This is a genomic window from Mesorhizobium opportunistum WSM2075 (assembly GCF_000176035.2).
Taxonomy (GTDB): Bacteria; Pseudomonadota; Alphaproteobacteria; order Rhizobiales; family Rhizobiaceae; genus Mesorhizobium; species Mesorhizobium opportunistum.
Map to the genome: position 1 here is coordinate 5,722,269 of NC_015675.1, position 21,965 is coordinate 5,744,233.

A 21,965-nucleotide genomic window follows, 5' to 3' on the forward strand; every position below is an offset into this window, starting at 1 on the left:
GGGCGGCAGGGGTTCAGCCCCCTGCCCGCTCCATGCCGAGGCGGGCGATGCGGCGAAGTTCGTCGATCGGGGTCAAACCGCCGCTGCGCTCATAGTGCCAGAAGGTCCAGCCGTTGCAGGCGTCCAACCCCTGCACTTCGGCGCCGATCTTGTGGATCGAGCCGGCACTGTCGCCGATCGCCACCGTGCCGTCGGCGCGCACCTTGGCCGCCCAGCGCTTCTTGGCGTCGTAGAGCGTCGCACCCGGAACCATCAGCCCGGTGTCAATCAGGCTGACGAAGGCGACGCGGGGCTCGGCGCGCTTGCCGGTCAGCACTGTCAGGTCGGCATCTTCCAGCGGCCGCACGGCGTCGATGCGCTCGTTGGCGGCATCGATATAGGCCTGCTCGCGCTCGATGCCGACGAAATGGCGGCCAAGACGCTTGGCCACGGCACCGGTCGTGCCGGAGCCGAAGAAGGGGTCGAGCACGATGTCGCCCGGCTTGGTCGAGGCCATCATGATGCGAGCCAGCAGCGCCTCCGGCTTCTGCGTCGGATGCAATTTGTCGCCATTGTCGTTCTTCAGCCGCTCGCCACCGGTGCAGATCGGGAACAGCCAGTCGGAACGCATCTGGATGTCGTCATTCGACGCCTTGAGCGCCTCGTAATTGAACGTATAGCCCTTGCCCTTCTGGTCGCGCGAGGCCCAGATCATGGTCTCATGCGCGTTCTGGAAGCGGCGGCCGCGAAAATTCGGCATCGGATTGGTCTTGCGCCAGACGACGTCGTTGAGGATCCAGAAGCCCAGGTCCTGCATCTTGGCGCCGACCCGGAAGATGTTGTGATAGGAGCCGATGACCCAGATCGTGCCATTCGGCTTCAGCACGCGGCGCGCCGCCAGCAGCCAGGCGCGTGTGAAGGCGTCGTAGGCCTCGAAGCTCTCGAACCGGTCCCAGTCGTCGTCGACCGCGTCGACCTTGGACTGGTCGGGGCGGTGCAGGTCACCGTCGAGCTGCAGATTGTAGGGCGGATCGGCGAAGATGACGTCGATCGACTTCTCGGGCAAGCGGTCGAGGGCCGCGACGCAGTCGCCCTTGAGGATCGTGTCCAGCCATTCGGATTGCTGGGGAGCAAGGGAAAGCTCGTCGAGAAGACGCACTGCAGACATTTTTACACCCCAGGCACGCGTTACTGTTTTTACTGTCTGTTATGGTTACCGATCAGCGTAAATATTCGGTGAAGGCCGACGCAACGACCTGCCGGGTTTGCGAAGGCGGTGCCATTGGTGTATGCCGCGCCGCCTGAGCCCGTAGCGGCCATCCCTCCATCCTCCTTGTCCCGGATCGTCATGCCCCAGCCAGATCTTGTCATCTTCGATTGCGACGGCGTGCTCGTCGATTCCGAAATCATCGCCGCGCGGGTCGAGGCCGAGCTGATAACCCTGGCCGGATACGAGGTCTCGGCCGAGGAAATCGCCGAGACCTATGCCGGCCTGACCTTCAAGGACATTTTGATGCGGATCGAGGAGAAGTCCAAAATCCCGTTCCAGGTGTCGCTGATCGATCGTGCCGAAGAACTGGTCGACCGGAAGCTGCGCAGCGACGTGCGTGCCATCGAAGGCGTGCGCGAGGCAGTCGCATCGGTCACGACACAACGCTGCATCTGCTCCAATTCACGCTCGGAGCGGATAGAATTCATGCTGGAAAAGGTGCACCTGCTGCCGTTTTTCGCCGGCCGCATCTTCTCGGCGCTGGAAACGCCCACCGGCAAAACCAAGCCGGCTCCGGACGTCTTCCTGTTGGCGGCGGAGAAACTCAACGCCAAGCCGGCGAACACTTTCGTCATCGAGGATTCCGTGCACGGCGTCCATGGCGCCAGGGCCGCCGGCATGCGCGTGATCGGCTTCACCGGCGCCAGCCACAGCTACCCCGGCCATGCCGATGCGTTGACGGAAGCCGGCGCCGAAACGGTGATCCGTCGCTGGGCGGAACTGAAAAGCGTGATCGCCGCGCTGTCGGAATGGTCGGCGGACGCCTGACAAGCGTCCAGCCCGATGCACGCGGGTCTAAAGGCCGCTCAGTTGGTCGCGGCCGCCCGCTTCCTGTGGGTCTTCTTCGGCTTGTCCGTCGTCGTCTTGGGTGCGGTCTCGTCATAGCCGGCATAGGCCTGATAGTCCTGCGCCGTCGGTGCCGGCACCACGATGTTGGAATCCGTGAAGACGAACTGGGTGGCGACCGAGGGGTCGGTGACCTGGACCTGATATTGGTGAATCTGCGAGTAGAGCACGTCGGTGCCGTGCATCACCGCGGTGCGGATCGGCATGGTGATGGTTCCGGGCGAGAACTTCGGCCCCGGCACGATCTTGCCGGCGACCGCGATCTTCATCGTCAGCTGCCCGTCGGCACGGCTGCAATCGCGGGTCACGTCGGCGATCGACGCCTGATAGATGATCCTCGCCGAATCGTCGGGCGGCGTGGCCGCGGCGGCGTCGGCCGCAGCCTGGGCGGCAGCGTCGGCCTCGGCGTCGCCGGTCTTCTTGAGCTTCGGCTTGGGCTTCCGGGCTTCGTTGGCATAGGTGTTGAAGAAGGCCGTGCCGTCACGCACCGTCACTCTCGGACAATAGGCGTTCAACTGGCTGGCCAGAATCTTGGGGTCCTGCGGCGGTGGCGGCGCGGTCGGGTCCTTCTTGCCGAAACCGAGGTTCAGGATACCGTTGTCGCCCGATTGGCAACCGGCGGCGGCGAGCATAAAGCCAGTAAGCGCCAGACCCGCCACAAAGCGACCGCTGAATGTATGAAACGCCATGAAACTCCCACTTCCCTCTCGCAAAGCTGGTGACGTATATCAACGGCGCGGCAAAAATGCGACTGAGCCAGCGCAGAAATTAACCACCTTGTGGTGAACGGAAAGCCACACGGCAAACGGATCTGTGACATGCAATATGTGAGTACCCGTGGGGAAGCGCCCGCGCTTGGATTTTCCGACGCCGTGCTGGCGGGCCTGGCGCGTGATGGTGGGCTCTATGTGCCGCGCGAGTGGCCGCAGTTTTCGCCGTCCGAGATCCGCGCCATGCGCGGCCTTGCCTATCCCGACCTTGCGATCCGCGTGCTGTCGCCCTTCCTTGGCGGCGAAATCGCCGCACCCGTCTTCGAGCGCCTGGTGCGTGAAGCCTATGCCACCTTCCGCCACGAGGCCGTCTGCCCGCTGGTGCAGATCGCTCCCAACACCTTCGTCCTCGAACTCTTCCATGGCCCGACGCTGGCTTTCAAGGACGTGGCGATGCAGTTGCTCGCCCGGCTGATGGACCATGTGCTCGCCGAGCGCGACCAGCATGCCACCATCGTCGGCGCCACGTCGGGCGATACCGGCGGAGCGGCCATCGACGCTTTTGCCGGGCGCAGCCGCACCGACATCTTCATCCTCTTCCCGCATGGCCGCGTGTCGCCCGTGCAGCAGCGGCAGATGACGACATCGACCGCCCAGAACGTGCATGCGCTGGCGATCGAAGGCAATTTCGACGATTGCCAGGGCCTGCTCAAGGACATGTTCAACGATCACGGCTTTCGCGACCGGGTGGCGCTTTCAGGGGTCAACTCGATCAACTGGGCCCGCATAATGGCCCAGATCGTCTATTATTTCTCCTCGGCCTTGTCGCTCGGCGCGCCGGACAGGCCCGTATCCTTCACCGTGCCGACCGGCAATTTCGGCGATATCTTCGCCGGCTACGCGGCCAAGAGGATGGGCCTGCCGATCGAGCGGCTGGTCATCGCCACCAACGACAACGACATATTGGCGCGCACCTTCGAGACCGGCGAATACCGCACAAAGGGCGTCTTCGCGACCACCTCGCCGTCGATGGACATCCAGGTGTCATCGAATTTCGAGCGCCTGCTGTTCGAGGCCTCCGGCCGCAATGCCTCGACCGTGCGGCGCTACATGGCCGGGCTCAAGCAGTCGGGTGCTTTCACCATAGAAACCCCGGAAATCACTGAGATGCGGACCGAATTCGACGCCGGCCGTGCCGATATGGACCAGGTCGCTGCCACCATCCGCTCGACGCTTGCGGCGAGCAATTACCTGCTCGATCCGCATACGGCGGCAGCGGTCCACGTCGCCGCAGGCAAGCCCGCCGGTGCCGTGCCGATGGTGGTGCTGGGTACGGCTCATCCGGCAAAGTTTCCAGCCGCGGTCAAGGCCGCCAGCGGTATCCACCCCGCCCTGCCCGCATGGCTAGGCGGGTTGATGAAAACGGAGGAAAAATACACGGTACTTCCATCCGACCTGAAAATGGTGGAAGATTACGTCAGCCGCCGCGCGCGAGCGGCGCGTTAGGGAGTAAGAGCCATATGGGTGTTGAGGTAAGCCGTCTGTCGAACGGCCTGACAGTCGCCACCGAAACCCTTCCAAGTATTGAATCGGTTGCCCTTGGTGCCTGGGTCAAGTCCGGTGCGCGCAACGAGCGTGACGACGAGCATGGCATGGCCCATCTGCTCGAGCACATGGCGTTCAAGGGTACAAAGCGGCGAAGCGCTTTCGAAATAGCCTCGGAAATCGAGGATGTCGGCGGCGAGATCAACGCCGCCACCAGTGTCGAGACGACGTCCTACTATGCGAGGGTGCTGTCCGACGACGTGCCGCTGGCCGTCGATATCCTGTCCGACATCCTGCAGGAGTCCGAATTCGACCCGCAGGAACTCGAGCGCGAGCAGCACGTCATCCTGCAGGAGATCGGCGCCGCGCACGATACGCCCGACGATATCGTCTTCGACCGTTTTACCGAGACGGCCTTTCGCCACCAGACCATCGGCCGCTCGATCCTGGGCACGCCGGAGACCGTCAAATCCTTCACCTCCAAGCAGTTGCACGATTTCATCGAACGCCAGTATGGCGCCGAGCGGATGGTGATCGTGGCTGCCGGCGACATCAAGCATGACAATTTCGTGCGCGAGGTCGAAAAGCAGCTGGGCGGCTTCCGCAGCAAGGCCGACAGCACCATTCCGCAATACGCGCAATATGTCGGCGGCGATTTCCGCGAGGATCGCGACCTGATGGACGCGCAGATCGTGCTGGGTTTCGAAGGCCGCGCCTACCATGTGCGCGACTTCTACGCCTCGCAGGTGCTGTCGATGATCCTTGGCGGCGGCATGTCATCGCGCCTGTTCCAGGAAGTCCGCGAGAAGCGCGGCCTGTGCTATTCGGTCTATGCCTTCCACTGGGGCTTTTCCGACACCGGCATCTTCGGCGTCCATGCCGCGACCGGGCAGAGCGACATCGCGGAGCTGGTGCCTGTCATCATCGACGAGCTGCAGAAGGCCGGCGAGAGCATCCTGCAGGAAGAACTCGACCGGGCGCGCGCCCAATATCGAGCCGGGCTGATCATGTCCGCCGAAAGCCCGGCCAGCCGTGCCTCGCAGATCGCGCGGCAACTGCTTCTGTTTGGCCGCCCGATCGCCAAGGAAGAGCTGATGGAGCGTCTGTCGGCGCTGACCATCGAACGGCTGACCGACCTGTCGTCGCGGATGTTCTCGACCAAGCCGACGCTTACCGCTGTCGGGCCTGTGGGTACGCTGGCACCGTATGAGGCGATCCTCGATTCGCTTCCGGGTACGCAGACCACGGCCCGCAGGCTCGCCGTCTAAGCCGCCCAAAGCGTCGTGTTCGCGCTCCCTTTCTTTCGCCGTGACCTGCCGGCACTGAAGGGCGAACGCGTGACGTTGCGCGTGCCGCTGACCAACGACTATCGCGAGTGGTCGGCGGTGCGCGGCGAAAGCCGCGCCTTCCTGGAACCGTGGGAGCCGCGCTGGACGCCCGATGAGCTCGACCGCACGGCATGGCGGCTGCGCATCAGCCGTTACCGCGAGGACTATGCACAAGGAACAGCGATCGCCTTCTTCATCTTCGAGAAGTCGAGTGGCAAGCTGGCGGGCGGAATCACGCTCGGCAACATTCGCCACGGTGTCTCGCAAAGCGGCCATATCGGCTACTGGATCGGCGAGCGCTTCGGCGGCCGCGGCCTGATGACCGACGCGGTCAAGGTGGTGGCCCGCTTCGCCTTCGATACGCTGAGGTTGCACCGGATCGAAGCGGCCTGTATCCCCGACAATATCCGGTCGATCCGCGTGCTTGAAAAAGCCGGATTCCGGCGCGAAGGACTTCTTCGATCCTATCTCAGGATCAATGGCATCTGGCAGGACCACTACCTCTACGCCCGGATCGCGGACGATCCGCCGGGCGCTGGAACGAAGGACTGATTTTGACGAATTTCCTGCGAAACGGGCCGCTGTTCGCCTTTATCATTGCGACGATCCTGACGCTGTGCGCGGCTTCGTCGGCCTTCGCCGTCGAGCCGATCAAGATTGCCCGCGACGACGTCGCGCTCGACCTTTCGGGCGCCGTCGAGATCTACCGCAACCAGGGCGAGAATTTCCAGGTGTCGACCGCACCCGGGCCGGACGGCATCGTGCGGCGCATCGAGGTCGAGGCCAACGATGCACGCTCGACCGGCGACTGGGCGGTGTTCGCGCTCGCCAACACCACCGACCAGCAGCTCGACCGGCTGATCGTCGCGCCGCATTTCAGGCTGGTGAATTCCGGCATCTTCTGGCCCGACCTCGGCTCGACCCGCATCGCCGCCATCACGCCCAGCGAAGGCTTCGCACTCGACCGCCAGACCAGCCCGGATGCCGACGTGTTCCGGGTGACGCTTAACCCCGGCACGGTGATCACCTTCATCGCCGAGCTCGCCTCGCCGAAGCTGCCGCAGGTCTATCTGTGGGATCCCGAATCCTACAAGGACTCGGTCAATTCCTACACGCTGTTTCGCGGCATCGTCATCGGCATTGCCGGCCTTCTGGCGCTGTTCCTGACCATCCTTTTCGTGGTCAAAGGAACCTCGATGTTCCCGGCGACCGCGGCACTCGCCTGGGCGGTGCTCGCCTATATCTGCGTCGATTTCGGTTTTCTCAACAAGATCATAGAGATATCACCCGGCAACGAGCAGATGTGGCGAGCGGGAACGGAGGTGGCGCTCGCGGCGACCTTCGTGGTCTTCCTGTTCGCCTATCTCAACCTCAACCGATGGCACGGCCATTTCAGCTATGGCGCGCTGGTCTGGATCCTCGGGCTGGTGCTGATCGCCGGTGTCGCCATCGTCGATCCGGCGGTTGCCGCCGGCATCGCCAGGATATCCTTCGCCGCCACGGCGCTGACCGGGCTCGGCCTGATCATCTTCCTCGGGATTCGCGGCTATGACCGGGCCATCATGCTGGTGCCCAGTTGGGTCATGGTGCTGCTGTGGCTCTGTGGATCGTGGATGGCGATCACTGGCATGCTCGACAACGACATCGCCCAACCGGCGCTCGGCGGCGGCTTGATCCTGATCATCCTGTTGATCGGCTTCACCGTCATGCAGCACGCCTTTGCCGGCGGTGCACTGCACCAAGGGCTGTTCTCCGACCTCGAGCGGCAGGCGCTGGCGGTGGCCGGATCGGGCGATACGGTGTGGGACTGGGACGTGCTGCGCGACCGCGTCGTCACCAAACCCGACGTCAGCATCCAGCTCGGCCTGGCCCCCAACAGCCTGGGGGGGGCGGCGCGCAACTGGCTGCCGGTGCTGCATGCCGACGACCGCGACACGTTCCGCACGACGCTCGACGTGGTGCTGGAGCACCGCCGCGGACGGGTGTCGCAAAACTTCCGTCTGCGCGGCGCCGACGGGCATTATCATTGGTTCGCCTTGCGCGCCCGCCCGGTCATCGGATCGGACGGCGAGGTCATCCGCTGCGTCGGCACCATGGTCGACGTCACCGAGCAGAAGAAATCCGAGGAAAGGCTGCTGCACGACGCCGTGCACGACAATTTGACCGGCCTGCCGAACCGCGAACTCTTCATGAACCGGCTGGAGGCGATCATCTCGATCGCCCGCACCGAGGAAAAGGTGCGGCCGACCGTATTCGTCATCGACATCGACCGCTTCAAGCAGGTCAATGACGGGCTCGGCATCTCGGCCGGCGACACCATCCTGCTCACCATCGCGCGCCGGCTGCATCGGCTCTTGAAGCCGAAGGATTCGCTGTCGCGCTTCGCCGGCGATCAATTCGCCCTGATGCTGCTTTCCGAACAGGACCCTGCCCGCATCGCCGGCGTGGCCGATGCCATCAAGCATGCGATCAACAATCCGATCACCTTCGCCAAGCGCGAGATCGTGCTGACCGCCTCGATCGGCCTGATCACCTGGACCTCGGCGCAAACCTCGGCCGAGGACATGGTCAAGGACGCCGAGCTTGCCATGCATCAGGCCAAGCGTTTCGGCGGCGACAGGATCGAGCCGTTCCGCCCGGCTTTCCGCACCGTCGGTACCGACCGGCTGCAGTTCGAATCCGACCTGCGGCGCGCCATCGAGCGGCGCGAATTCACGCTTGCCTACCAGCCGATCGTACGGTTGGAAGACGGCAGCGTCGCCGGCTTCGAGGCTCTGCTGCGCTGGGACCATCCGCGCCGCGGCATGATCCCGCCTGCCGATTTCATCCCGGTCGCCGAAAGCTGTGGGCTGATCGTCCAGCTTGGGCTGTTCGCCATGCAGCAGGCCGCCGAGGATCTCGCCGGGTGGCAAAAGCAGATCGGCGACGCGCCGCTGTCGGTCTCGGTCAACCTCTCCAGCCGCCAGCTCATCCGCCGCGATCTGGTCAGCGACGTCCGCTCCGTCATCGCACGAGCCAACCTGAAGCCGCGCTGCTTCCGGCTCGAACTCACCGAATCCCTGGTGATGGACAATCCGGAACAGACCGCCCACGTGCTGACGAAGCTGAAGCAGCTCGGCATCGGCCTGTCGCTGGACGATTTCGGCACCGGCTATTCCTCGCTCGCCTATCTGACGCGTTTCCCCTTCGACACCATCAAGATCGACAAGAGTTTTGTCGACGACAGCACACCCAAGCGCGCCGTGCTGCTCAAATCCATGGTCAACATGGCGCATGAGCTCGGCCTGTCGGTGGTGGCCGAGGGTATTTCGGACGAACGCGATGCGCTGGAACTGCGCCAGATGGGCTGCGAATATGTGCAGAGCTTCATGTTCGGCGCGCCGATGCCGGGCGACCAGGTGCTGAAGACGCTGAAGGAGCAATATCCGCTGACGCAAGCGTGATGGGGTTCAGACGCGTCGCGGCCGTCCCTTCGTGGTGCAGGATGACGAAGGTGGAGCGCGTCGGTCGGCCTGATGGGTCAGGCGTGTCCAGCGGCGAGGCTGAGATGGGCGAGATCGATGCCGATCGAGGCGAGGATGCGATCGTATTTGCGCTCGATGTCGGCGTCGAACAGAAGTTCGGGACTGGCCGGGCAGGTCAGCCAGCCATTCTCGGCGATCTCGGTTTCCAGCTGGCCGGCGCCCCAGCCGGAATAGCCCAGCGCCATCAGCGCGCGGCGAGGCCCGCGACCGGACGAAATGGCGCGCAATATGTCGACGGTCGCAGTCAGGCAGATGTCATCGGAAACGGACAGCGACGATTCCACCCGGTAGTCGCCGGAATGCAGAACGAAACCCCGGCTGCGATCGACTGGCCCGCCATTGCGCACGACGAAATCGCGCGCCTGCGCGGGCAAGCGGATCGCCTCCTGCTCGTTCATGATGCCGAGCTGCACCAACAGGTCCGGAAACAGCATCTGCTGGGTCTGGTTGATGATCAGGCCCATCGCGCCTTCATCGCTGTGCGCGCAGACATAGATGACCGAGCGCGTGAAACGGTCGTCCTTCATGCCGGGCATGGCAATCAGGAACTGATCGTCGAGAAAGCCGCGCCCAGCGGCTGTCTTCTTGTGGCGCAACAAATCCATGACGGCGAGGGTAACGCGTTTCCCCGGCGCCGAAAAGATGCGCAGCGGTGGATTCGACCAAAGCCATGCCGCCAGGCCGGCATGGTTTGTCCGCAAGGGTCACGCAAATATGATATCGGCAAGGCCATGAAATCATTGCACCGCCACGAACGGACGATCAAATCACCGCCATGCAAAGCTTGAAAATCCTGTTGCTCGGCGCCGCCATCGCATCGGCAAGCATCGTTCCCGCCATAGCCTCCTCGTCGGCATGGTACAGCAGCGAAGGCGGCAAGGTGCGGCTGGTGACATCAGGCAAGCCGGACGATGCCGGCCGCATCCAGGGCGTTCTCGACATTGCGCTCAAGCCGGGCTGGAAGACCTACTGGCGTGATCCCGGCGACGCGGGCGTGCCGCCGCAACTCGATGTTTCCGCCAGCACCAACATCACGGATGCCAAGCTGTCCTTTCCGGCGCCGCAGCGTCATGACGATGGTTATGGCAAATGGGCAGGTTACGACTATCCGGTGTCGCTGCCGGTGGTGTTCACGCTGTCGGCGGTGAAGGATCAGGCCGTCATCGACGCCGACGTCTTTCTCGGCATCTGCGAAACGATCTGCATCCCCGTGCAGACGCGGCTGACCGTCGACCCCGCTTCCGACCCGGACAATGCCGAGGATGCGGCACTGGTGAAGGCGAGCTTCGCGGCGTTGCCCGCACCGGCAAGGTCCGATTTCGGCATCAATGTCCTGCCGGGCGATCATGAGACGCTGGTTGTCGAGGCGAGTTTTCCAGGCGATCCGGAGGCAGCGGATTTCTTCGTCGCCGGCGAGCGGGACTACATGTTCGGGCCCCCTTCGCGCAGCGAAAAGGATGGCAAGCTGATCTTCACCGTGCCGATCCTCGACCGCCCTTCGACGACACCAACCGATGGCGGGCTTCACTACACACTGACGAGTTCAGCGGGCGCGGTCGAAGGGCTTCTGCCTTTCCCGTGATGTCCTGCCTCGAGAGTTGCAGGAAGCCGCCGAGTTCGCTACGCAGGCACGCATCCTTCCCATTCCCAAGCGAGGAACTCATGACCATTTCCGTTGGCGACAAGCTGCCTGAGGCGACCTTCAAGACGATGACCGCCGACGGCGCCAAGGCGATCACGTCAGCCGAGATTTTCTCCGGCAAGAAGGTCGTGCTGTTCGGTGTTCCCGGCGCCTTCACGCCGACCTGCAGCAACAACCACCTGCCCGGCTATATCGAGAACCACGACGCCATCCTGGCGCGCGGCGTCGACACCATCGCCGTCGTCTCGGTCAACGACGTCCACGTCATGGGCGCCTGGGCGCGCTTCACCGGCGGCGAGGGCAAGATCCTGTTCCTTGCCGACGGCAATGGCGATTTCGCCAAGGCGGTCGGCCTCGATAACGACCTTTCCGCAGGCGGCATGGGCCTGCGCTCTAAGCGGTTTTCGATGATCGTCGACGACGGCAAGGTCACAGCGATCAATGTCGAGACCAAGCCCGGCGTCGACGAGTCCGGTGCGGCTCATATTCTCGAACAGCTCTGAGCTCAACGATGGCGGCGGGCGGGCGAGGCCACAGTAGCCGCCCTCGCCCGACGATCGAGTTTGTGGTCCGGAAGTGACAATTCGGGGGGATTCCAACGATGTTTGACGTCTTCTGGCGCGCTGTCGCGATCGGCATCGGCGCCACGGTGCTGATGGATATCTGGGCCTTCTTCCTTCACACCGCATTCGGCCAGCCGCGGCCGAATTGGGGGCCTGTCGGCCGCTGGGTCTGGCACTTGCGCGACAAGGTCTTCCATGACGATATCGGCGATGCCGCGCCCTACGCGAATGAAGTGGCGCTGGGCTGGGCGTTTCATTATTTCGTCGGCATCGTCTACGGCATCATCCTGGTCGTGGTGGCAGGAGCCGCCTGGCTTGCGGCGCCGACCTTCCTGCCGGCTTTCATCCTGGGCATCGTCACCGTCGGCGCCGGCTGGTTCCTGCTGGCGCCTGGGATGGGTGCCGGATGGGCGGCGTCGAAGCGGCCCAACCCGATGCAGATCCGGGCACTCAACCTGGTCTCGCACACCGTGTTCGCGATTGGGCTTTGGGGCACTGCGCTGCTGATCCGCTAGAGAACTAGAACAGACGGTTCAGATCCCGCCGCCCATCCACCACACGAACGATTTCAACCCACTCAACAGGGCCATCGTCGGTGTCCGGTACCGTTTCGTAGAGCAGTACAAACGGCGCCTCCACCAGCATTCGTGCGGAAGGCCTGATATCCGGTCGCCTGACACCCATGCGCGGCTGGTCTGCCAGCTGTAAGGCCCTCGCTTCCAACTGATCGTAGTAGCGGTCGGCCGCCCGTATGTTTTCGCTGCCTATCATCACGTAGATGTCGATGAGATCCGCCTTGGCTGTGGGTGACCAGACAAGCCTAACGGCCATTCGGCGGGACTTCCGTCAGCTTTTGCCGAGCTTCCTTTCGCAACGCGTCGAAATCCACGGGCTCCGGTCTCCCGCTTGCTTTGCCTTCATCCCAGAGCTGCCTCAGCCGGCGGATATCGTCATGCCGCAGTTCGCGCTTGGCCAGCCAATCCCGCACCGCTTCGCGCACAATCTCGCTTGCGGTGGCATACTCGCCCGCTTCCACCGCCTCTCGCATCACTGCGGCCTGTTGCGGGGTCACGGCCACGCTCATTTTTTCCACGTTTGCCATGTTGCTTCCTATTGCTCGATGGTAGGAAATATTACTCCTATCCACACCCTTGAGCAACTCCAACGCCACCAAGAGAGCTTGCCGACCATATGCTTACGCCGGCTGAACGGGTGCGGGTCAAGACTATCTGTCGATCGGCCGCCATCCGTGGATGACTTGGCGCGCGCCGATATCGTAAGCGAAATAGTTGCCGCCGCCCGGTGGCTGGTCCGCTTCGCGGCTGATCGACTGTCCGCTGAGAGACAGCAGCAGGAGCGTGCCGACGCCGCCATGGCCGACGACGGCAATATCGCCGGCCTGCCTGGTGGCCAGCACGGCGTCGACCTCGCTCACGATACGATGCTGGGCATCGATGGCCCGTTCCCATCCGCGAATGCTGCGGTGTGGGTTGGCGAAGAACTGGTCCGCGACCGCTTCGAACTCCGGCGGCGGCAGGAAACCTGTCGCCGACCGGTCGTTCTCATGCATCCGCTGCCTCACCTCGACTGAAAGGCGCAGATGCCTTGCCAAGATCTCGGCGGTTTCCACCGCCTTGCGCTCAGCCGACGAGACGACACGCCGGATCGGCCCGACCCATGGCTGATCGAGCATGGCAATGGCTCGCGCTCGCCCGATGTCGGACAGGCTCCATTCCGGCACCGGAACACTGGCATCGACCTGAACCTGGGGATGCGTGATGTAGACCAAGGTCGACACGGTAAAGGCTCCTGCCCGCGAGCGGATCGCCCGGCGTTCAGTAACTCTGGGTGGAGCGCCGCGCCTTGGTTGCCGCCGGCTGCTTTGCCGGCGCTGAGGGCTTCGCCGGCGCTGCAGGTTTGAACGGGCCTTTCTTGAACGGCGCCATGCCTTGCCGCGCCAATTCGTCGGCGCGTTCGTTCTCGACATGGCCGTCATGGCCCTTGACCCAGTTCCAGGTGACCTTATGGCGACGGTTGGCCTCGTCCAGCGCCTGCCAGAGTTCACCGTTCTTGACCGGCTTCTTGTCGGCGGTCTTCCAGCCGTTCTTCTTCCAGCCATGGATCCATTTGGAAATGCCGTCCATGACATATTTGCTGTCGGTATGAAGCTCGACCGTGCAGGGTTCCTTCAGCGCATTCAGCGCCGAGATGGCCGCCAGCAACTCCATGCGGTTGTTGGTCGTCTCCGCCTCGCCGCCGGAAAGCTCCTTGGTGGCGCCGTTGAAGCGCAGGATCGCGCCCCAGCCGCCGGGACCCGGATTGCCCGAACAGGCGCCGTCGGTGAAGATTTCAACGTTCTTGCTCATGCCAGCCCATATTCCGAAGCAGATTTGATCGCCCGATGGAACCGCATCCGTCTGATGTATTCGGTCGGGTCGCGTTTCATGACCAGGCCGCCATCGGGAACGGTGAGCCAGTCGTAGAGCCGGGTCAACATGAAACGCAGCGCAGAACCGCGCGCCAGCATCGGCAGCGCCGCCTTTTCCCGGTCGCTCAGGGGGCGCACGCTCTGATAGCCCTCGAGCAGTGCCTTGCCCTTGGTGAGGTTGAAGGAAAAGTCCTTCTCGAAGCACCAGGCGTTGAGGCAGGTGGCAACGTCGTAGGCGTAGAGGTCGTCGCAAGCGAAATAGAAGTCGATCAGGCCGGAGAGCTTCTCGCCGAGGAAGAACACATTGTCCGGGAACAGATCGGCGTGGATGATGCCTTGGGGTAGGTCCTTCGGCCAGTTGCGCTCGAAATCGGCGAAGTCGGCGTCGACCTCGGCCGCTAGGCCCGGCTCGACCTCGTCGGCGCGGGCGCGGGACGCGTCCCACAGCTTGCGCCAACCGTCGATCGCGAGCGCGTTGGGGCGGGTCATCGAAAAATCGGCACCGGCCAAATGGAGGGCCGCCAGCGCCTTGCCGACCTCGGCGCAATGCATTGCCGCCGGACGCCGCAGCGAAAGCCCTTCGAGGAAGGTGATGATGACCGCAGGCCGGCCGGCCAGCGTACCGATGACGCTCCCGTCATGCGCGGTCACCGGCAGCGGGCAGGACACGCCCTTGTTGGCGAGATGCCTCATCAGGCCGAGGAAAAACGGCAGATCCGCCTTCTCGACGCGCTTTTCGTAAAGCGTCAGGATGTAGGAGCCGCTGGACGTGTGCAGCAGGAAGTTCGAATTCTCGGTGCCTTCCGCGATGCCCTTGTAGGACAGGAGATCGCCGACCGGGTAGTGCTTCAGGAAAGCGCCGAGTTCGCCTTCCGCAACATCGGTATAGACAGCCATGTATCTTACGCAGCCCCGTTGACGAAGGCCATGTCGGCCGGCGTCAATTCGACATCGCGCAATACCCGCATGACCGGGAAATCCTCCGTTTCGGTGGCCGTGATGGCCAGGTCGATGGTCACATCGAAGCGCTGGCGGAACGCGTCGATGATTTCGTCGACGATGATCTCCGGTGCCGACGCCCCAGCGGACAGGCCAAGCGTCGAGATGTTGCCGATGTCATTCCATGGAATCTCGGCGGCGCGCTGCACGAGAAGCGACATCGTGGCGCCGGCACGCTCCGCCACTTCGACAAGGCGGCGCGAATTGGAGGAATTGGGGGCGCCGACGATCAAATAGAGGTCAGCACCCGGCGCGGTATCCTTGACCGCTTCCTGGCGGTTGGTGGTGGCATAGCAGATCGATTCCGCCGCCGGCGCCTGCAGGTCGGGAAAGCGCTCCTGCAGCGCCCGGATGATACCGGCAGTATCCTCGACCGACAGGGTGGTCTGGGTGACGAAGCCAAGCGCCTTGGGGTCGGCGGGCGCAAGCCCGGCGGCATCGGCCTCGGTCTCGACCAGCGTCACGGCACCCTCCGGCAGTTGCCCCATGGTGCCGATCACCTCGGGATGCCCGGCATGCCCGATCAAGAGGACATGCCGGCCGAGCCGCTGATGGCGCATCGCCTGCTTGTGGACCTTGGAGACCAGCGGACAGGTGGCGTCGAGATAGAACAGGTTGCGCGCCTTGGCATCCGCCGGCACCGACTTCGGCACGCCATGCGCGGAGAAGACGACCGGCGACTGCCGGTGTTCGGCCGGAATCTCGGAAAGCTCCTCGATAAAGACTGCGCCAAGGCTTTGCAGTCCCTCGACGACATAACGGTTGTGCACGATCTCGTGGCGGACATAGACCGGCGCGCCATATTTCTTCAGCGCCAGCACGACGATCTGGATGGCACGGTCGACGCCGGCGCAAAAGCCGCGCGGCTGGCAGAGCCGGATCGTCAGCGGAGGCTTGGTGGTTGTCTGAAGCATTAAATCCTGGCCGGTTCGTCAGCGCCGAAATGAGGTGGCTACCCCTGCCCTGTCAAGGGCAATGGTAGAAAGGGGATATTGGTAGAAGGGGTTCGGTCACCTTCAATCCTCTTTCGCGGGACGGCGAAGCCGCAGGACGAGCACGGCGGCCAGTGCCGCGGCAAGCCCATACCAGGTGACAGCATATTGCAGATGGCTGTTCGGAAGGTCGATGATGGTGATACCTCCGACCGGCAGGCCGCCCGGATTCGGCGTCTTGTCGGCATCGATGAAGATCGGCACCAGTGTGTACCCCGCGGGCAGGCCGGCGCTCGCCGCCATCACGTCGCGGTCCTTCCAATAGAAGATGTTCTTCGCCACGTCGTTGTCGGGAAGCATCATCGACGGCTTTGCCGGCAGCGGATTGCGGGCAAGCCCGGTGACCGTGACCTTGCCAGTCACCTGTCCCTTGGCGCGTTTGGCCGCATCCTTGAGGTCATAGGGGACGAAGCCGCGATTGATCAGGACAAAGCGGCCATCGTCCAGCGCCAGCGGCGTGTAGACGTTGAAGCCGGCCTCGCCTTCCCAGGTTGCATAGAAATGCCGCTCGCCCGAGTGCAGGAAGGTTCCGCTGACGGTGACCGGCGTGTAGTCGACATCCCCGGTGGAGGCGAATTCCTTTTCCACCTCGGCCAGCGGCCGTGGCGCCGCATGGGTGCGCTGGTCGATGGTCTGCAGAAGACCTTCCTTCCAGTGCAGGCGCTGAACCTGCCAGGTGCCGAGCGCCAGCAGGATCAACAGCAGCACAAGGCCAAGGCCGAGCAGCAATAGAGATCGTGGCCGCGAGCGGCCGCTGCCTTTGACGGAGGCCTCGTTCATTCGCCGCGATCCAGCCGGCCCTCGGACGCCTTGTTGGCGTATTGCAGCGTCAGCAGCACGCCCTTGATCAGCCGCAGCGCGGTCAGGCAAAGCACCAGGGCCATCGGAATCCAGACCAGCAGGTGCAGCCAGAGCGGGGGACTCAGCGTCACTTCGACCCAGAGCGCCAGGCCGACAATGATGAAGCCGATGATCAGGATGACGAAGACCGCCGGCCCGTCGCCGGCATCGGCGAAGGAATAGTCGAGTCCGCAATTGACGCAGCGCTTGCCGACAGTGAGGAAGCCGGAAAACAGCCGCCCCTCGCCGCACCGCGGGCAGCGGCCATGCAGGCCGGCCGAAATCGGCTCGATGGTAGGCCAGATCGCCTTGTCTTCAGTCATGGATGGCCCGTCACTCATGCCTATTGCCCGATCTCGATGGGTGTCCCATCGGCCACCTTTGCCCAGATTTCGTCCATGTCCGAGTCCGTAACGGCAATGCAGCCGTCGGTCCAGTCGACCAATTGAAGCAGCCAGCCCCACCAGCCGAAACCGTTTGGCTGGCCGTGGATCATGATCATGCCACCGGCGTCGACATTGCGCCGCTTCGCCGCCGCCAGATCGTCGGCATTGGGGTAGGAGACGTGGATCGACTTGTAGGCGATGCTGTTCGGGTTGCGCCAGTCGAGGATATAGCGCCCCTCGGGCGTGCGCTGATCGCCCTCCTGGTGCTTGTGGCCGACCGGAGCGCCACCGAGCGCGATGCCGTAGCTGCGCACCACCTTGCCGTCGCCGATCAGTTCAAGCCGCCGTTCCGCCTTGTGGACACGCACCAGATCGACCTTCTCGGCGGCAAGGGCCGGGAATGCCAGGAGGATGAATGCGCAAATCGCCCAGGAAACCGTCCGCCGCATCGGCAATCGATCGGCGATCATTGCGCCGAAAACAAGAAGGCGCCGAAAAGAAGAAGGCGGCCGCGTCGCCGCGGCCGCCTTCCCGAAATCGAAATGCTAAAGACTGGGTCAGTGGCCTTCGATGACCGCGCCGACCGATCCCCAGACATAGATCGAGGCGAACAGGAACAGCCAGACCACGTCGACGAAGTGCCAGTACCAGGCGGCTGCCTCGAAGCCGAAATGCTGCTTGGGGGTGAAGTCGCCCTTCATCGCACGGATCAGGCAGACCAGCAGGAAGATGGTGCCGATGATGACATGGAAGCCATGGAAGCCGGTCGCCATGAAGAAGGTGGCGCCGTAGATGGAATCTTTGAAGCCGAACGGAGCGTGCATGTACTCGTAGGCCTGGACCATGGTGAAGAGCATGCCGAGGCCGACGGTCAGCACCAGGCCGTTGATCAGCCCCTTGCGATCGCCATGGATGAGCGAATGGTGCGCCCAGGTGACCGTGGTGCCCGACAGAAGCAGGATGACGGTGTTGTAGAGCGGCAGGTGGAAGGGATCGAGAACCTCCATGCCCTTCGGCGGCCAAACGCCACCGGTAAATGCGTGGCGCGCGTAGTTCTGTGCCTCGCCGGCAAAAAGGCTGGCGTCGAAATAGGCCCAGAACCAGGCAACGAAGAACATCACCTCCGAGGCGATGAACATGATCATGCCGTAGCGCAGGTGCAGCGACACGACCCGCGTGTGGTGGCCCTCATGCGCTTCCTTGATGGTGTCCGACCACCAGGCAAACATGGTGTAGAGGACGATCGCGATGCCGATGAAGAACAGCCACGGATTGGCAATGTTGAAGCCGAAGATCGGGAAGGAGCCGCCCTTCAAATATTCCATGAGGCAAACACCGCCGAAAGCGGTGACGAGCGCCCCTACGGATCCCAGGAAGGGCCACGGGCTCGGATCGACGAGATGATAGTCGTGATGTTGTGCGTGCGCGTCTGCCATATCAACCCCCGAGATTTTCGGTATTTGAAATTGTCTTGCTACTGCCCTTTGCCGACTCCGAGGAGGCGACCGGCTTGTTCTTCTCGATCGGGAACATCGTATAGGACAGAGTGATCGTCTTCATATCCTTCAGTTCCGGTACGTTCACAATGTCGGGGTCCACATAGAAGACGACCGGCATGTCCAGCGTCTCGCCGGGCTTCAGCGTCGTATCGGTGAAGCAGAAACACTCGACCTTGTTGAAGTACGGGCCAGCCAGTTCCGGCTGCACGTTGAAGGTGGCGCGGCCAGTAACGGGGCGGTCGAACTTGTTGGTCGCCTGGTAATGCGCCTGCACCGTCTCGCCGATCTTCATCGTCATCGAGCGCTGGACCGGCTGGAACTCCCATGGCACGCCCGCGATATTGGCGTCGAAGCGGACGGTGATTTCGCGGTCGAGCACACGGCCGGCATACTGCTTTTCGACGCGTTGCGTCGTGCCGCCATAGCCGGTCGCCTGGCAGAACATCTTGTAGAGCGGCACGGCGGCATAGGCCATGCCGATCATGCCGGTGAAGAAGGCGAGGCAGACAGCCGCAACGATGCGGTTGCTGTTCCTGCCGGCCGGCTTCCTGGATGTCCCGGCGCTCATCACATCGTGCCCAAATTGTGGCCGAACTTGATGATCGTCGCGATATAGAAAATGACGACCAGCACCGCCAGCGCCAGGCCAATGGCGACGGAACGGCTGCGCCGCGCCTTCTTCTGGCGCTCGGTCAAGGTGACCGTCTCGAGCTTTTCCTCGATCATGGTCATGCCCCACCCATGGCAAGCGCGCGTTCGACCACGCTATCGGCCAGATAGGCGGCGAAGATGGCGAAGAGATAGAGAAGCGAATAAGCGAACAAAGCCTTGGCCGGCTTCATGGCGCGGTCGTCGTCGGCCATGCCGAGCACCTTCCACGCATACCAGACAAAGCCAGCCCCGAGCAGCGCGGCGGCAACGCCATAGATCGGCGTGGTATAGCCGAGCAGCCACGGCGACACACCAACCGGCGCAAGCACCAGCGCATAGGCGAATATCTGACGGCGGGTGGAGGCGTGGCCAGCGACATTCGGCATCATCGGGATGCCGGCGCGTTCATAGTCCTCGGACTTGAACAGCGCCAAGGCCCAGAAATGCGGCGGCGTCCACAGGAAGATGATCAGGAACAGGACGATGCTTTCGACGCTGACCGACCCGGTCACCGCGGCCCAGCCGATGACCGGCGGGATCGCACCAGCCGCGCCGCCGATGACGATGTTCTGCGGTGTCCAGCGCTTCAGCCACATCGTGTAGACGACGGCATAGAAGAAGATGGTGAAAGCCAGCAGCGTCGCCGCCAGCCAGTTGGCGAGCACGCCGAGCGTCATCACCGACAGCGCCGACAGCACCAGCCCGAAGGTCAGCGCCTCGTGCGGCTGGATGCGGCCGGATGGCACCGGACGGCTGGCCGTCCTGGTCATCACCGCATCGATGTCGGCGTCGTACCACATGTTGAGCGCGCCCGAGGCACCGGCGCCGATGGCAATAGCCAGGATGGCGATCACCGCCAGCAACGGGTTGATGGTCACAGGTGCCGCGACCAGGCCGACAAAAGCCGTGAACACCACCAGGGACATGACACGCGGCTTCAGCAGGGCGAAGAAATCGCCCGCCGTCGCTTCCGACATGCGGAAGCCGGCTTCGTCAATGCTGGTTTCGTCGACTAGGGCCATGCGTACTCAAGTCCATTATTCCGTTGGCCAAAACCGCCGGCGGGCCGGCGGTTTCGTATTCGAGCGGGCAGCCGCCTTACTTGATCTTCGGCAGCTGTTCCCACTGGTGGAAAGGCGGCGGCGAAGGCAGCTGCCATTCCAGCGTCGTTGCACCCTCGCCCCACGGATTGGCGCCGGCGATCCGCTTCTTCTGGAAGGCTTCGAACACGCCGTAGAGGAAAATCACCACGCCGACGGCCGAGATATAGGACCCGATCGACGACACGTAGTTCCAGCCGGCAAACGCATCGGGATAGTCGATGGTGCGGCGCGGCATGCCGGCGAGGCCGAGGAAATGCTGCGGGAAGAAGATCAGGTTGACGCCGACGAACGTGACCCAGAAGTGGGTGTTGGCGATCACCGGCGAGTACATGTAGCCGGTCATCTTCGGGAACCAGTAGTACCAGCCGGCGAAGATGGCGAACACCGCGCCCAGCGACAGAACGTAGTGGAAGTGGGCGATCACGAAATAGGTGTCATGCAGCGAGCGATCGAGGCCGGCATTGGCCAGCTGGACGCCGGTGACGCCACCGATGGTGAACAGGAAGATGAAGCCCAGCGCCCACAGCATCGGCGTCTTGAACGAGATCGAACCGCCCCACATCGTAGCGATCCAGGAGAAGATCTTCACGCCAGTCGGCACCGCGATGACCATGGTGGCGAAGACGAAATAGCGCTGCGTGTCGAGCGACAGGCCGGTCGTATACATATGGTGGGCCCAGACGATGAAGCCGACGGCGCCGATCGCCACCATGGCGTACGCCATGCCGAGATAGCCGAACACCGGCTTCTTCGAGAAGGTCGAGACGATATGGCTGATGATGCCGAAGCCCGGCAGGATCAGAATGTAGACTTCCGGATGACCGAAGAACCAGAACAGGTGCTGGAACAGCAGCGGATCGCCGCCATTGTCCGGCGCGAAGAAAGCCGTGCCGAAATTGCGGTCGGTGAGCAGCATGGTGATGCCGCCAGCCAGGACCGGCAGGGACAACAGCAGCAGGAAGGCGGTGACAAGCACCGACCACGCGAACAGCGGCATCTTGTGCAACGTCATGCCGGGAGCGCGCATGTTGAAGATGGTGGTGATGAAGTTGATGGCGCCGAGGATCGACGAGGCACCGGCGATGTGGATCGACAAGATCGCCAGATCCATGGCCGGCCCGGGCTGGCCCGAGGTCGACAGCGGCGGATAAAGCGTCCAGCCGCCGCCGACGCCATAGGCACCCGGCGCGCTCGGCACGAACATCGAGGTGAGCAGCAGGATGAAGGCCGGCGGCAGCAGCCAGAAGGAGATGTTGTTCATGCGCGGGAACGCCATGTCGGGAGCGCCGATCATGATCGGCACCATCCAGTTGGCGAAACCGCCGATGAGGGCGGGCATGACCATGAAGAAGATCATGATCAGGGCGTGCGCGGTGGCAAAGGCATTGTACATGCTCTTCCCGCCGTCGACCGCGGCGTCACCGTTCATGCCGTAGACCATCTGCGCCAGCCCGCTGAAGATCTGGATGCCAGGCTCCTGCAGCTCCATGCGGATCGCAACCGACAGCGCGCCGCCGATGATGCCAGCCATGATCGCGAAGATCAGGTAGAGCGTACCGATGTCCTTGTGGTTGGTCGAATAAACCCAACGCACCCAGCCGTGATAAGGCTTGTGGTCGTGCCCGTCGTGAGCTGCAGCGTCTGCCATGTTCGGCTCCGT

The 21,965-nt window shown here is 63.3% G+C and carries 25 protein-coding genes; 8 read left to right on the forward strand and 17 right to left on the reverse strand.

Translation table 11 applies throughout. The features are described 5' to 3' along the window. Positions 1-13: 13 nt before the first annotated feature. On the reverse strand, positions 14-1,147 hold the full coding sequence (locus MESOP_RS27600; RefSeq protein ID WP_013896635.1) for a site-specific DNA-methyltransferase: 1,134 nt from the start codon (positions 1,145-1,147) through the stop codon (positions 14-16). A gap of 180 nt (positions 1,148-1,327) precedes the next feature. Here MESOP_RS27600 and MESOP_RS27605 point away from each other — a divergent pair, with 180 nt between their 5' ends. Further along, positions 1,328-2,017: an HAD family hydrolase gene (locus MESOP_RS27605; RefSeq protein WP_013896636.1), complete on the forward strand. Its 690-nt coding sequence runs from the start codon at positions 1,328-1,330 to the stop codon at positions 2,015-2,017. Between the two features lie 38 nt (positions 2,018-2,055). Here MESOP_RS27605 and MESOP_RS27610 read toward each other — a convergent pair whose 3' ends face one another. Then, positions 2,056-2,784 carry a hypothetical protein gene (locus tag MESOP_RS27610; protein ID WP_013896637.1) on the reverse strand — a complete coding sequence of 243 codons (729 nt, stop codon included), beginning with the start codon at positions 2,782-2,784 and terminating at the stop codon, positions 2,056-2,058. A gap of 129 nt (positions 2,785-2,913) precedes the next feature. On the opposite strand from MESOP_RS27610, the gene thrC reads away from it, so the two are divergent. From thrC to MESOP_RS27630, 4 genes are read left to right on the forward strand one after another with little or no spacing between them, the layout of a single operon-like run. Next, complete coding sequence (thrC, locus tag MESOP_RS27615) at positions 2,914-4,311, forward strand: threonine synthase (protein ID WP_013896638.1); 1,398 nt, start codon at positions 2,914-2,916, stop codon at positions 4,309-4,311. Positions 4,312-4,325: 14 nt separating this feature from the next. Then, positions 4,326-5,618, forward strand: a complete 1,293-nt coding sequence (locus MESOP_RS27620; protein ID WP_013896639.1) for a M16 family metallopeptidase — start codon at positions 4,326-4,328, stop codon at positions 5,616-5,618. 15 nt (positions 5,619-5,633) lie between these two features. After that, the gene (locus MESOP_RS27625) at positions 5,634-6,230 is read left to right on the forward strand and encodes a GNAT family N-acetyltransferase (protein WP_013896640.1); all 597 of its coding nucleotides are present in this window, start codon (positions 5,634-5,636) and stop codon (positions 6,228-6,230) included. A 2-nt stretch (positions 6,231-6,232) separates the two neighbouring features. Further along, positions 6,233-9,121, forward strand: a complete 2,889-nt coding sequence (locus MESOP_RS27630) for an EAL domain-containing protein (RefSeq protein ID WP_013896641.1) — start codon at positions 6,233-6,235, stop codon at positions 9,119-9,121. A gap of 77 nt (positions 9,122-9,198) precedes the next feature. Here the strand turns inward: MESOP_RS27630 and MESOP_RS27635 are convergent, their stop codons facing one another. Continuing rightward, positions 9,199-9,807 carry a YqgE/AlgH family protein gene (locus MESOP_RS27635; RefSeq protein WP_013896642.1) on the reverse strand — a complete coding sequence of 203 codons (609 nt, stop codon included), beginning with the start codon at positions 9,805-9,807 and terminating at the stop codon, positions 9,199-9,201. A 170-nt stretch (positions 9,808-9,977) separates the two neighbouring features. Here MESOP_RS27635 and MESOP_RS27640 point away from each other — a divergent pair, with 170 nt between their 5' ends. The 3 genes from MESOP_RS27640 to MESOP_RS27650 all read left to right on the forward strand — a co-directional run bounded on the left by MESOP_RS27640 (position 9,978) and on the right by MESOP_RS27650 (position 11,922). Next, a complete protein-coding gene (locus tag MESOP_RS27640; protein WP_013896643.1) occupies positions 9,978-10,784 on the forward strand; it encodes a protein-disulfide reductase DsbD domain-containing protein in 807 nt (268 codons plus the stop codon). A gap of 80 nt (positions 10,785-10,864) precedes the next feature. After that, on the forward strand, positions 10,865-11,347 hold the full coding sequence (locus tag MESOP_RS27645) for a peroxiredoxin (RefSeq protein ID WP_013896644.1): 483 nt from the start codon (positions 10,865-10,867) through the stop codon (positions 11,345-11,347). A 98-nt stretch (positions 11,348-11,445) separates the two neighbouring features. Next, entirely contained in the window at positions 11,446-11,922 is a 477-nt protein-coding gene (locus MESOP_RS27650; protein ID WP_013896645.1) for a DUF2938 domain-containing protein, read from the forward strand. A 4-nt stretch (positions 11,923-11,926) separates the two neighbouring features. Here the strand turns inward: MESOP_RS27650 and MESOP_RS27655 are convergent, their stop codons facing one another. The 14 genes from MESOP_RS27655 to ctaD form a co-directional block, all read right to left on the reverse strand. Beyond that, the gene (locus MESOP_RS27655) at positions 11,927-12,238 is read right to left on the reverse strand and encodes a type II toxin-antitoxin system RelE/ParE family toxin (protein WP_013896646.1); all 312 of its coding nucleotides are present in this window, start codon (positions 12,236-12,238) and stop codon (positions 11,927-11,929) included. After that, positions 12,228-12,509 (reverse strand): ribbon-helix-helix domain-containing protein, encoded by a 282-nt coding sequence (locus MESOP_RS27660; RefSeq protein ID WP_013896647.1) that lies wholly within the window; start codon positions 12,507-12,509, stop codon positions 12,228-12,230. The genes MESOP_RS27655 and MESOP_RS27660 overlap by 11 nt, the downstream gene beginning before the upstream one ends. A gap of 123 nt (positions 12,510-12,632) precedes the next feature. Further along, positions 12,633-13,205 carry a histidine phosphatase family protein gene (locus MESOP_RS27665; RefSeq protein WP_013896648.1) on the reverse strand — a complete coding sequence of 191 codons (573 nt, stop codon included), beginning with the start codon at positions 13,203-13,205 and terminating at the stop codon, positions 12,633-12,635. A 37-nt stretch (positions 13,206-13,242) separates the two neighbouring features. Beyond that, positions 13,243-13,773, reverse strand: coding sequence for a ribonuclease HI (rnhA, locus tag MESOP_RS27670; protein WP_013896649.1), 531 nt, complete (start codon positions 13,771-13,773; stop codon positions 13,243-13,245). Continuing rightward, on the reverse strand, positions 13,770-14,732 hold the full coding sequence (locus MESOP_RS27675; protein ID WP_013896650.1) for a homoserine kinase: 963 nt from the start codon (positions 14,730-14,732) through the stop codon (positions 13,770-13,772). Before MESOP_RS27675 ends, rnhA begins: the two co-directional genes overlap by 4 nt. Positions 14,733-14,737: 5 nt before the next feature. Further along, on the reverse strand, positions 14,738-15,748 hold the full coding sequence (ispH, locus tag MESOP_RS27680) for a 4-hydroxy-3-methylbut-2-enyl diphosphate reductase (RefSeq protein WP_013896651.1): 1,011 nt from the start codon (positions 15,746-15,748) through the stop codon (positions 14,738-14,740). A 102-nt stretch (positions 15,749-15,850) separates the two neighbouring features. Further along, positions 15,851-16,606, reverse strand: a complete 756-nt coding sequence (locus MESOP_RS27685) for an SURF1 family protein (RefSeq protein ID WP_013896652.1) — start codon at positions 16,604-16,606, stop codon at positions 15,851-15,853. Then, positions 16,603-16,989 carry a DUF983 domain-containing protein gene (locus MESOP_RS27690; protein ID WP_013896653.1) on the reverse strand — a complete coding sequence of 129 codons (387 nt, stop codon included), beginning with the start codon at positions 16,987-16,989 and terminating at the stop codon, positions 16,603-16,605. The genes MESOP_RS27685 and MESOP_RS27690 overlap by 4 nt, the downstream gene beginning before the upstream one ends. Positions 16,990-17,009: 20 nt before the next feature. Then, the gene (locus MESOP_RS27695) at positions 17,010-17,501 is read right to left on the reverse strand and encodes a L,D-transpeptidase family protein (RefSeq protein WP_013896654.1); all 492 of its coding nucleotides are present in this window, start codon (positions 17,499-17,501) and stop codon (positions 17,010-17,012) included. A 108-nt stretch (positions 17,502-17,609) separates the two neighbouring features. After that, a complete protein-coding gene (locus MESOP_RS27700) occupies positions 17,610-18,488 on the reverse strand; it encodes a cytochrome c oxidase subunit 3 (protein WP_013896655.1) in 879 nt (292 codons plus the stop codon). A gap of 1 nt (position 18,489) precedes the next feature. Beyond that, positions 18,490-19,119: a cytochrome c oxidase assembly protein gene (locus tag MESOP_RS27705; RefSeq protein WP_013896656.1), complete on the reverse strand. Its 630-nt coding sequence runs from the start codon at positions 19,117-19,119 to the stop codon at positions 18,490-18,492. Continuing rightward, a complete protein-coding gene (locus MESOP_RS27710) occupies positions 19,119-19,283 on the reverse strand; it encodes a hypothetical protein (protein WP_013896657.1) in 165 nt (54 codons plus the stop codon). Before MESOP_RS27710 ends, MESOP_RS27705 begins: the two co-directional genes overlap by 1 nt. Beyond that, positions 19,280-20,224, reverse strand: coding sequence for a heme o synthase (locus MESOP_RS27715; RefSeq protein WP_013896658.1), 945 nt, complete (start codon positions 20,222-20,224; stop codon positions 19,280-19,282). Before MESOP_RS27715 ends, MESOP_RS27710 begins: the two co-directional genes overlap by 4 nt. A 76-nt stretch (positions 20,225-20,300) precedes the next feature. Next, positions 20,301-21,953 (reverse strand): cytochrome c oxidase subunit I, encoded by a 1,653-nt coding sequence (gene ctaD / locus MESOP_RS27720; protein ID WP_013896659.1) that lies wholly within the window; start codon positions 21,951-21,953, stop codon positions 20,301-20,303. Positions 21,954-21,965 lie beyond the last annotated feature (12 nt).

Bases quoted from the DNA above. Each gene is read 5' to 3' on its own strand.
- MESOP_RS27610 (WP_013896637.1), bottom strand. From the start codon at position 2,784: ATGGCGTTTCATACATTCAGCGGTCGCTTTGTGGCGGGTCTGGCGCTT.
- MESOP_RS27700 (WP_013896655.1), bottom strand. From the start codon at position 18,488: ATGGCAGACGCGCACGCACAACATCACGACTATCATCTCGTCGATCCG.
- MESOP_RS27605 (WP_013896636.1), top strand. From the start codon at position 1,328: ATGCCCCAGCCAGATCTTGTCATCTTCGATTGCGACGGCGTGCTCGTC.
- MESOP_RS27695 (WP_013896654.1), bottom strand. From the start codon at position 17,501: ATGCGGCGGACGGTTTCCTGGGCGATTTGCGCATTCATCCTCCTGGCA.
- thrC (WP_013896638.1), top strand. From the start codon at position 2,914: ATGCAATATGTGAGTACCCGTGGGGAAGCGCCCGCGCTTGGATTTTCC.
- MESOP_RS27635 (WP_013896642.1), bottom strand. From the start codon at position 9,807: ATGGATTTGTTGCGCCACAAGAAGACAGCCGCTGGGCGCGGCTTTCTC.
- MESOP_RS27660 (WP_013896647.1), bottom strand. From the start codon at position 12,509: ATGGCAAACGTGGAAAAAATGAGCGTGGCCGTGACCCCGCAACAGGCC.
- MESOP_RS27650 (WP_013896645.1), top strand. From the start codon at position 11,446: ATGTTTGACGTCTTCTGGCGCGCTGTCGCGATCGGCATCGGCGCCACG.
- MESOP_RS27645 (WP_013896644.1), top strand. From the start codon at position 10,865: ATGACCATTTCCGTTGGCGACAAGCTGCCTGAGGCGACCTTCAAGACG.
- rnhA (WP_013896649.1), bottom strand. From the start codon at position 13,773: ATGAGCAAGAACGTTGAAATCTTCACCGACGGCGCCTGTTCGGGCAAT.
- MESOP_RS27715 (WP_013896658.1), bottom strand. From the start codon at position 20,224: ATGGCCCTAGTCGACGAAACCAGCATTGACGAAGCCGGCTTCCGCATG.
- ctaD (WP_013896659.1), bottom strand. From the start codon at position 21,953: ATGGCAGACGCTGCAGCTCACGACGGGCACGACCACAAGCCTTATCAC.
- MESOP_RS27685 (WP_013896652.1), bottom strand. From the start codon at position 16,606: ATGAACGAGGCCTCCGTCAAAGGCAGCGGCCGCTCGCGGCCACGATCT.
- MESOP_RS27675 (WP_013896650.1), bottom strand. From the start codon at position 14,732: ATGGCTGTCTATACCGATGTTGCGGAAGGCGAACTCGGCGCTTTCCTG.
- MESOP_RS27620 (WP_013896639.1), top strand. From the start codon at position 4,326: ATGGGTGTTGAGGTAAGCCGTCTGTCGAACGGCCTGACAGTCGCCACC.
- MESOP_RS27600 (WP_013896635.1), bottom strand. From the start codon at position 1,147: ATGTCTGCAGTGCGTCTTCTCGACGAGCTTTCCCTTGCTCCCCAGCAA.
- MESOP_RS27710 (WP_013896657.1), bottom strand. From the start codon at position 19,283: ATGACCATGATCGAGGAAAAGCTCGAGACGGTCACCTTGACCGAGCGC.
- MESOP_RS27655 (WP_013896646.1), bottom strand. From the start codon at position 12,238: ATGGCCGTTAGGCTTGTCTGGTCACCCACAGCCAAGGCGGATCTCATC.
- MESOP_RS27640 (WP_013896643.1), top strand. From the start codon at position 9,978: ATGCAAAGCTTGAAAATCCTGTTGCTCGGCGCCGCCATCGCATCGGCA.
- MESOP_RS27705 (WP_013896656.1), bottom strand. From the start codon at position 19,119: ATGAGCGCCGGGACATCCAGGAAGCCGGCCGGCAGGAACAGCAACCGC.
- ispH (WP_013896651.1), bottom strand. From the start codon at position 15,748: ATGCTTCAGACAACCACCAAGCCTCCGCTGACGATCCGGCTCTGCCAG.
- MESOP_RS27690 (WP_013896653.1), bottom strand. From the start codon at position 16,989: ATGACTGAAGACAAGGCGATCTGGCCTACCATCGAGCCGATTTCGGCC.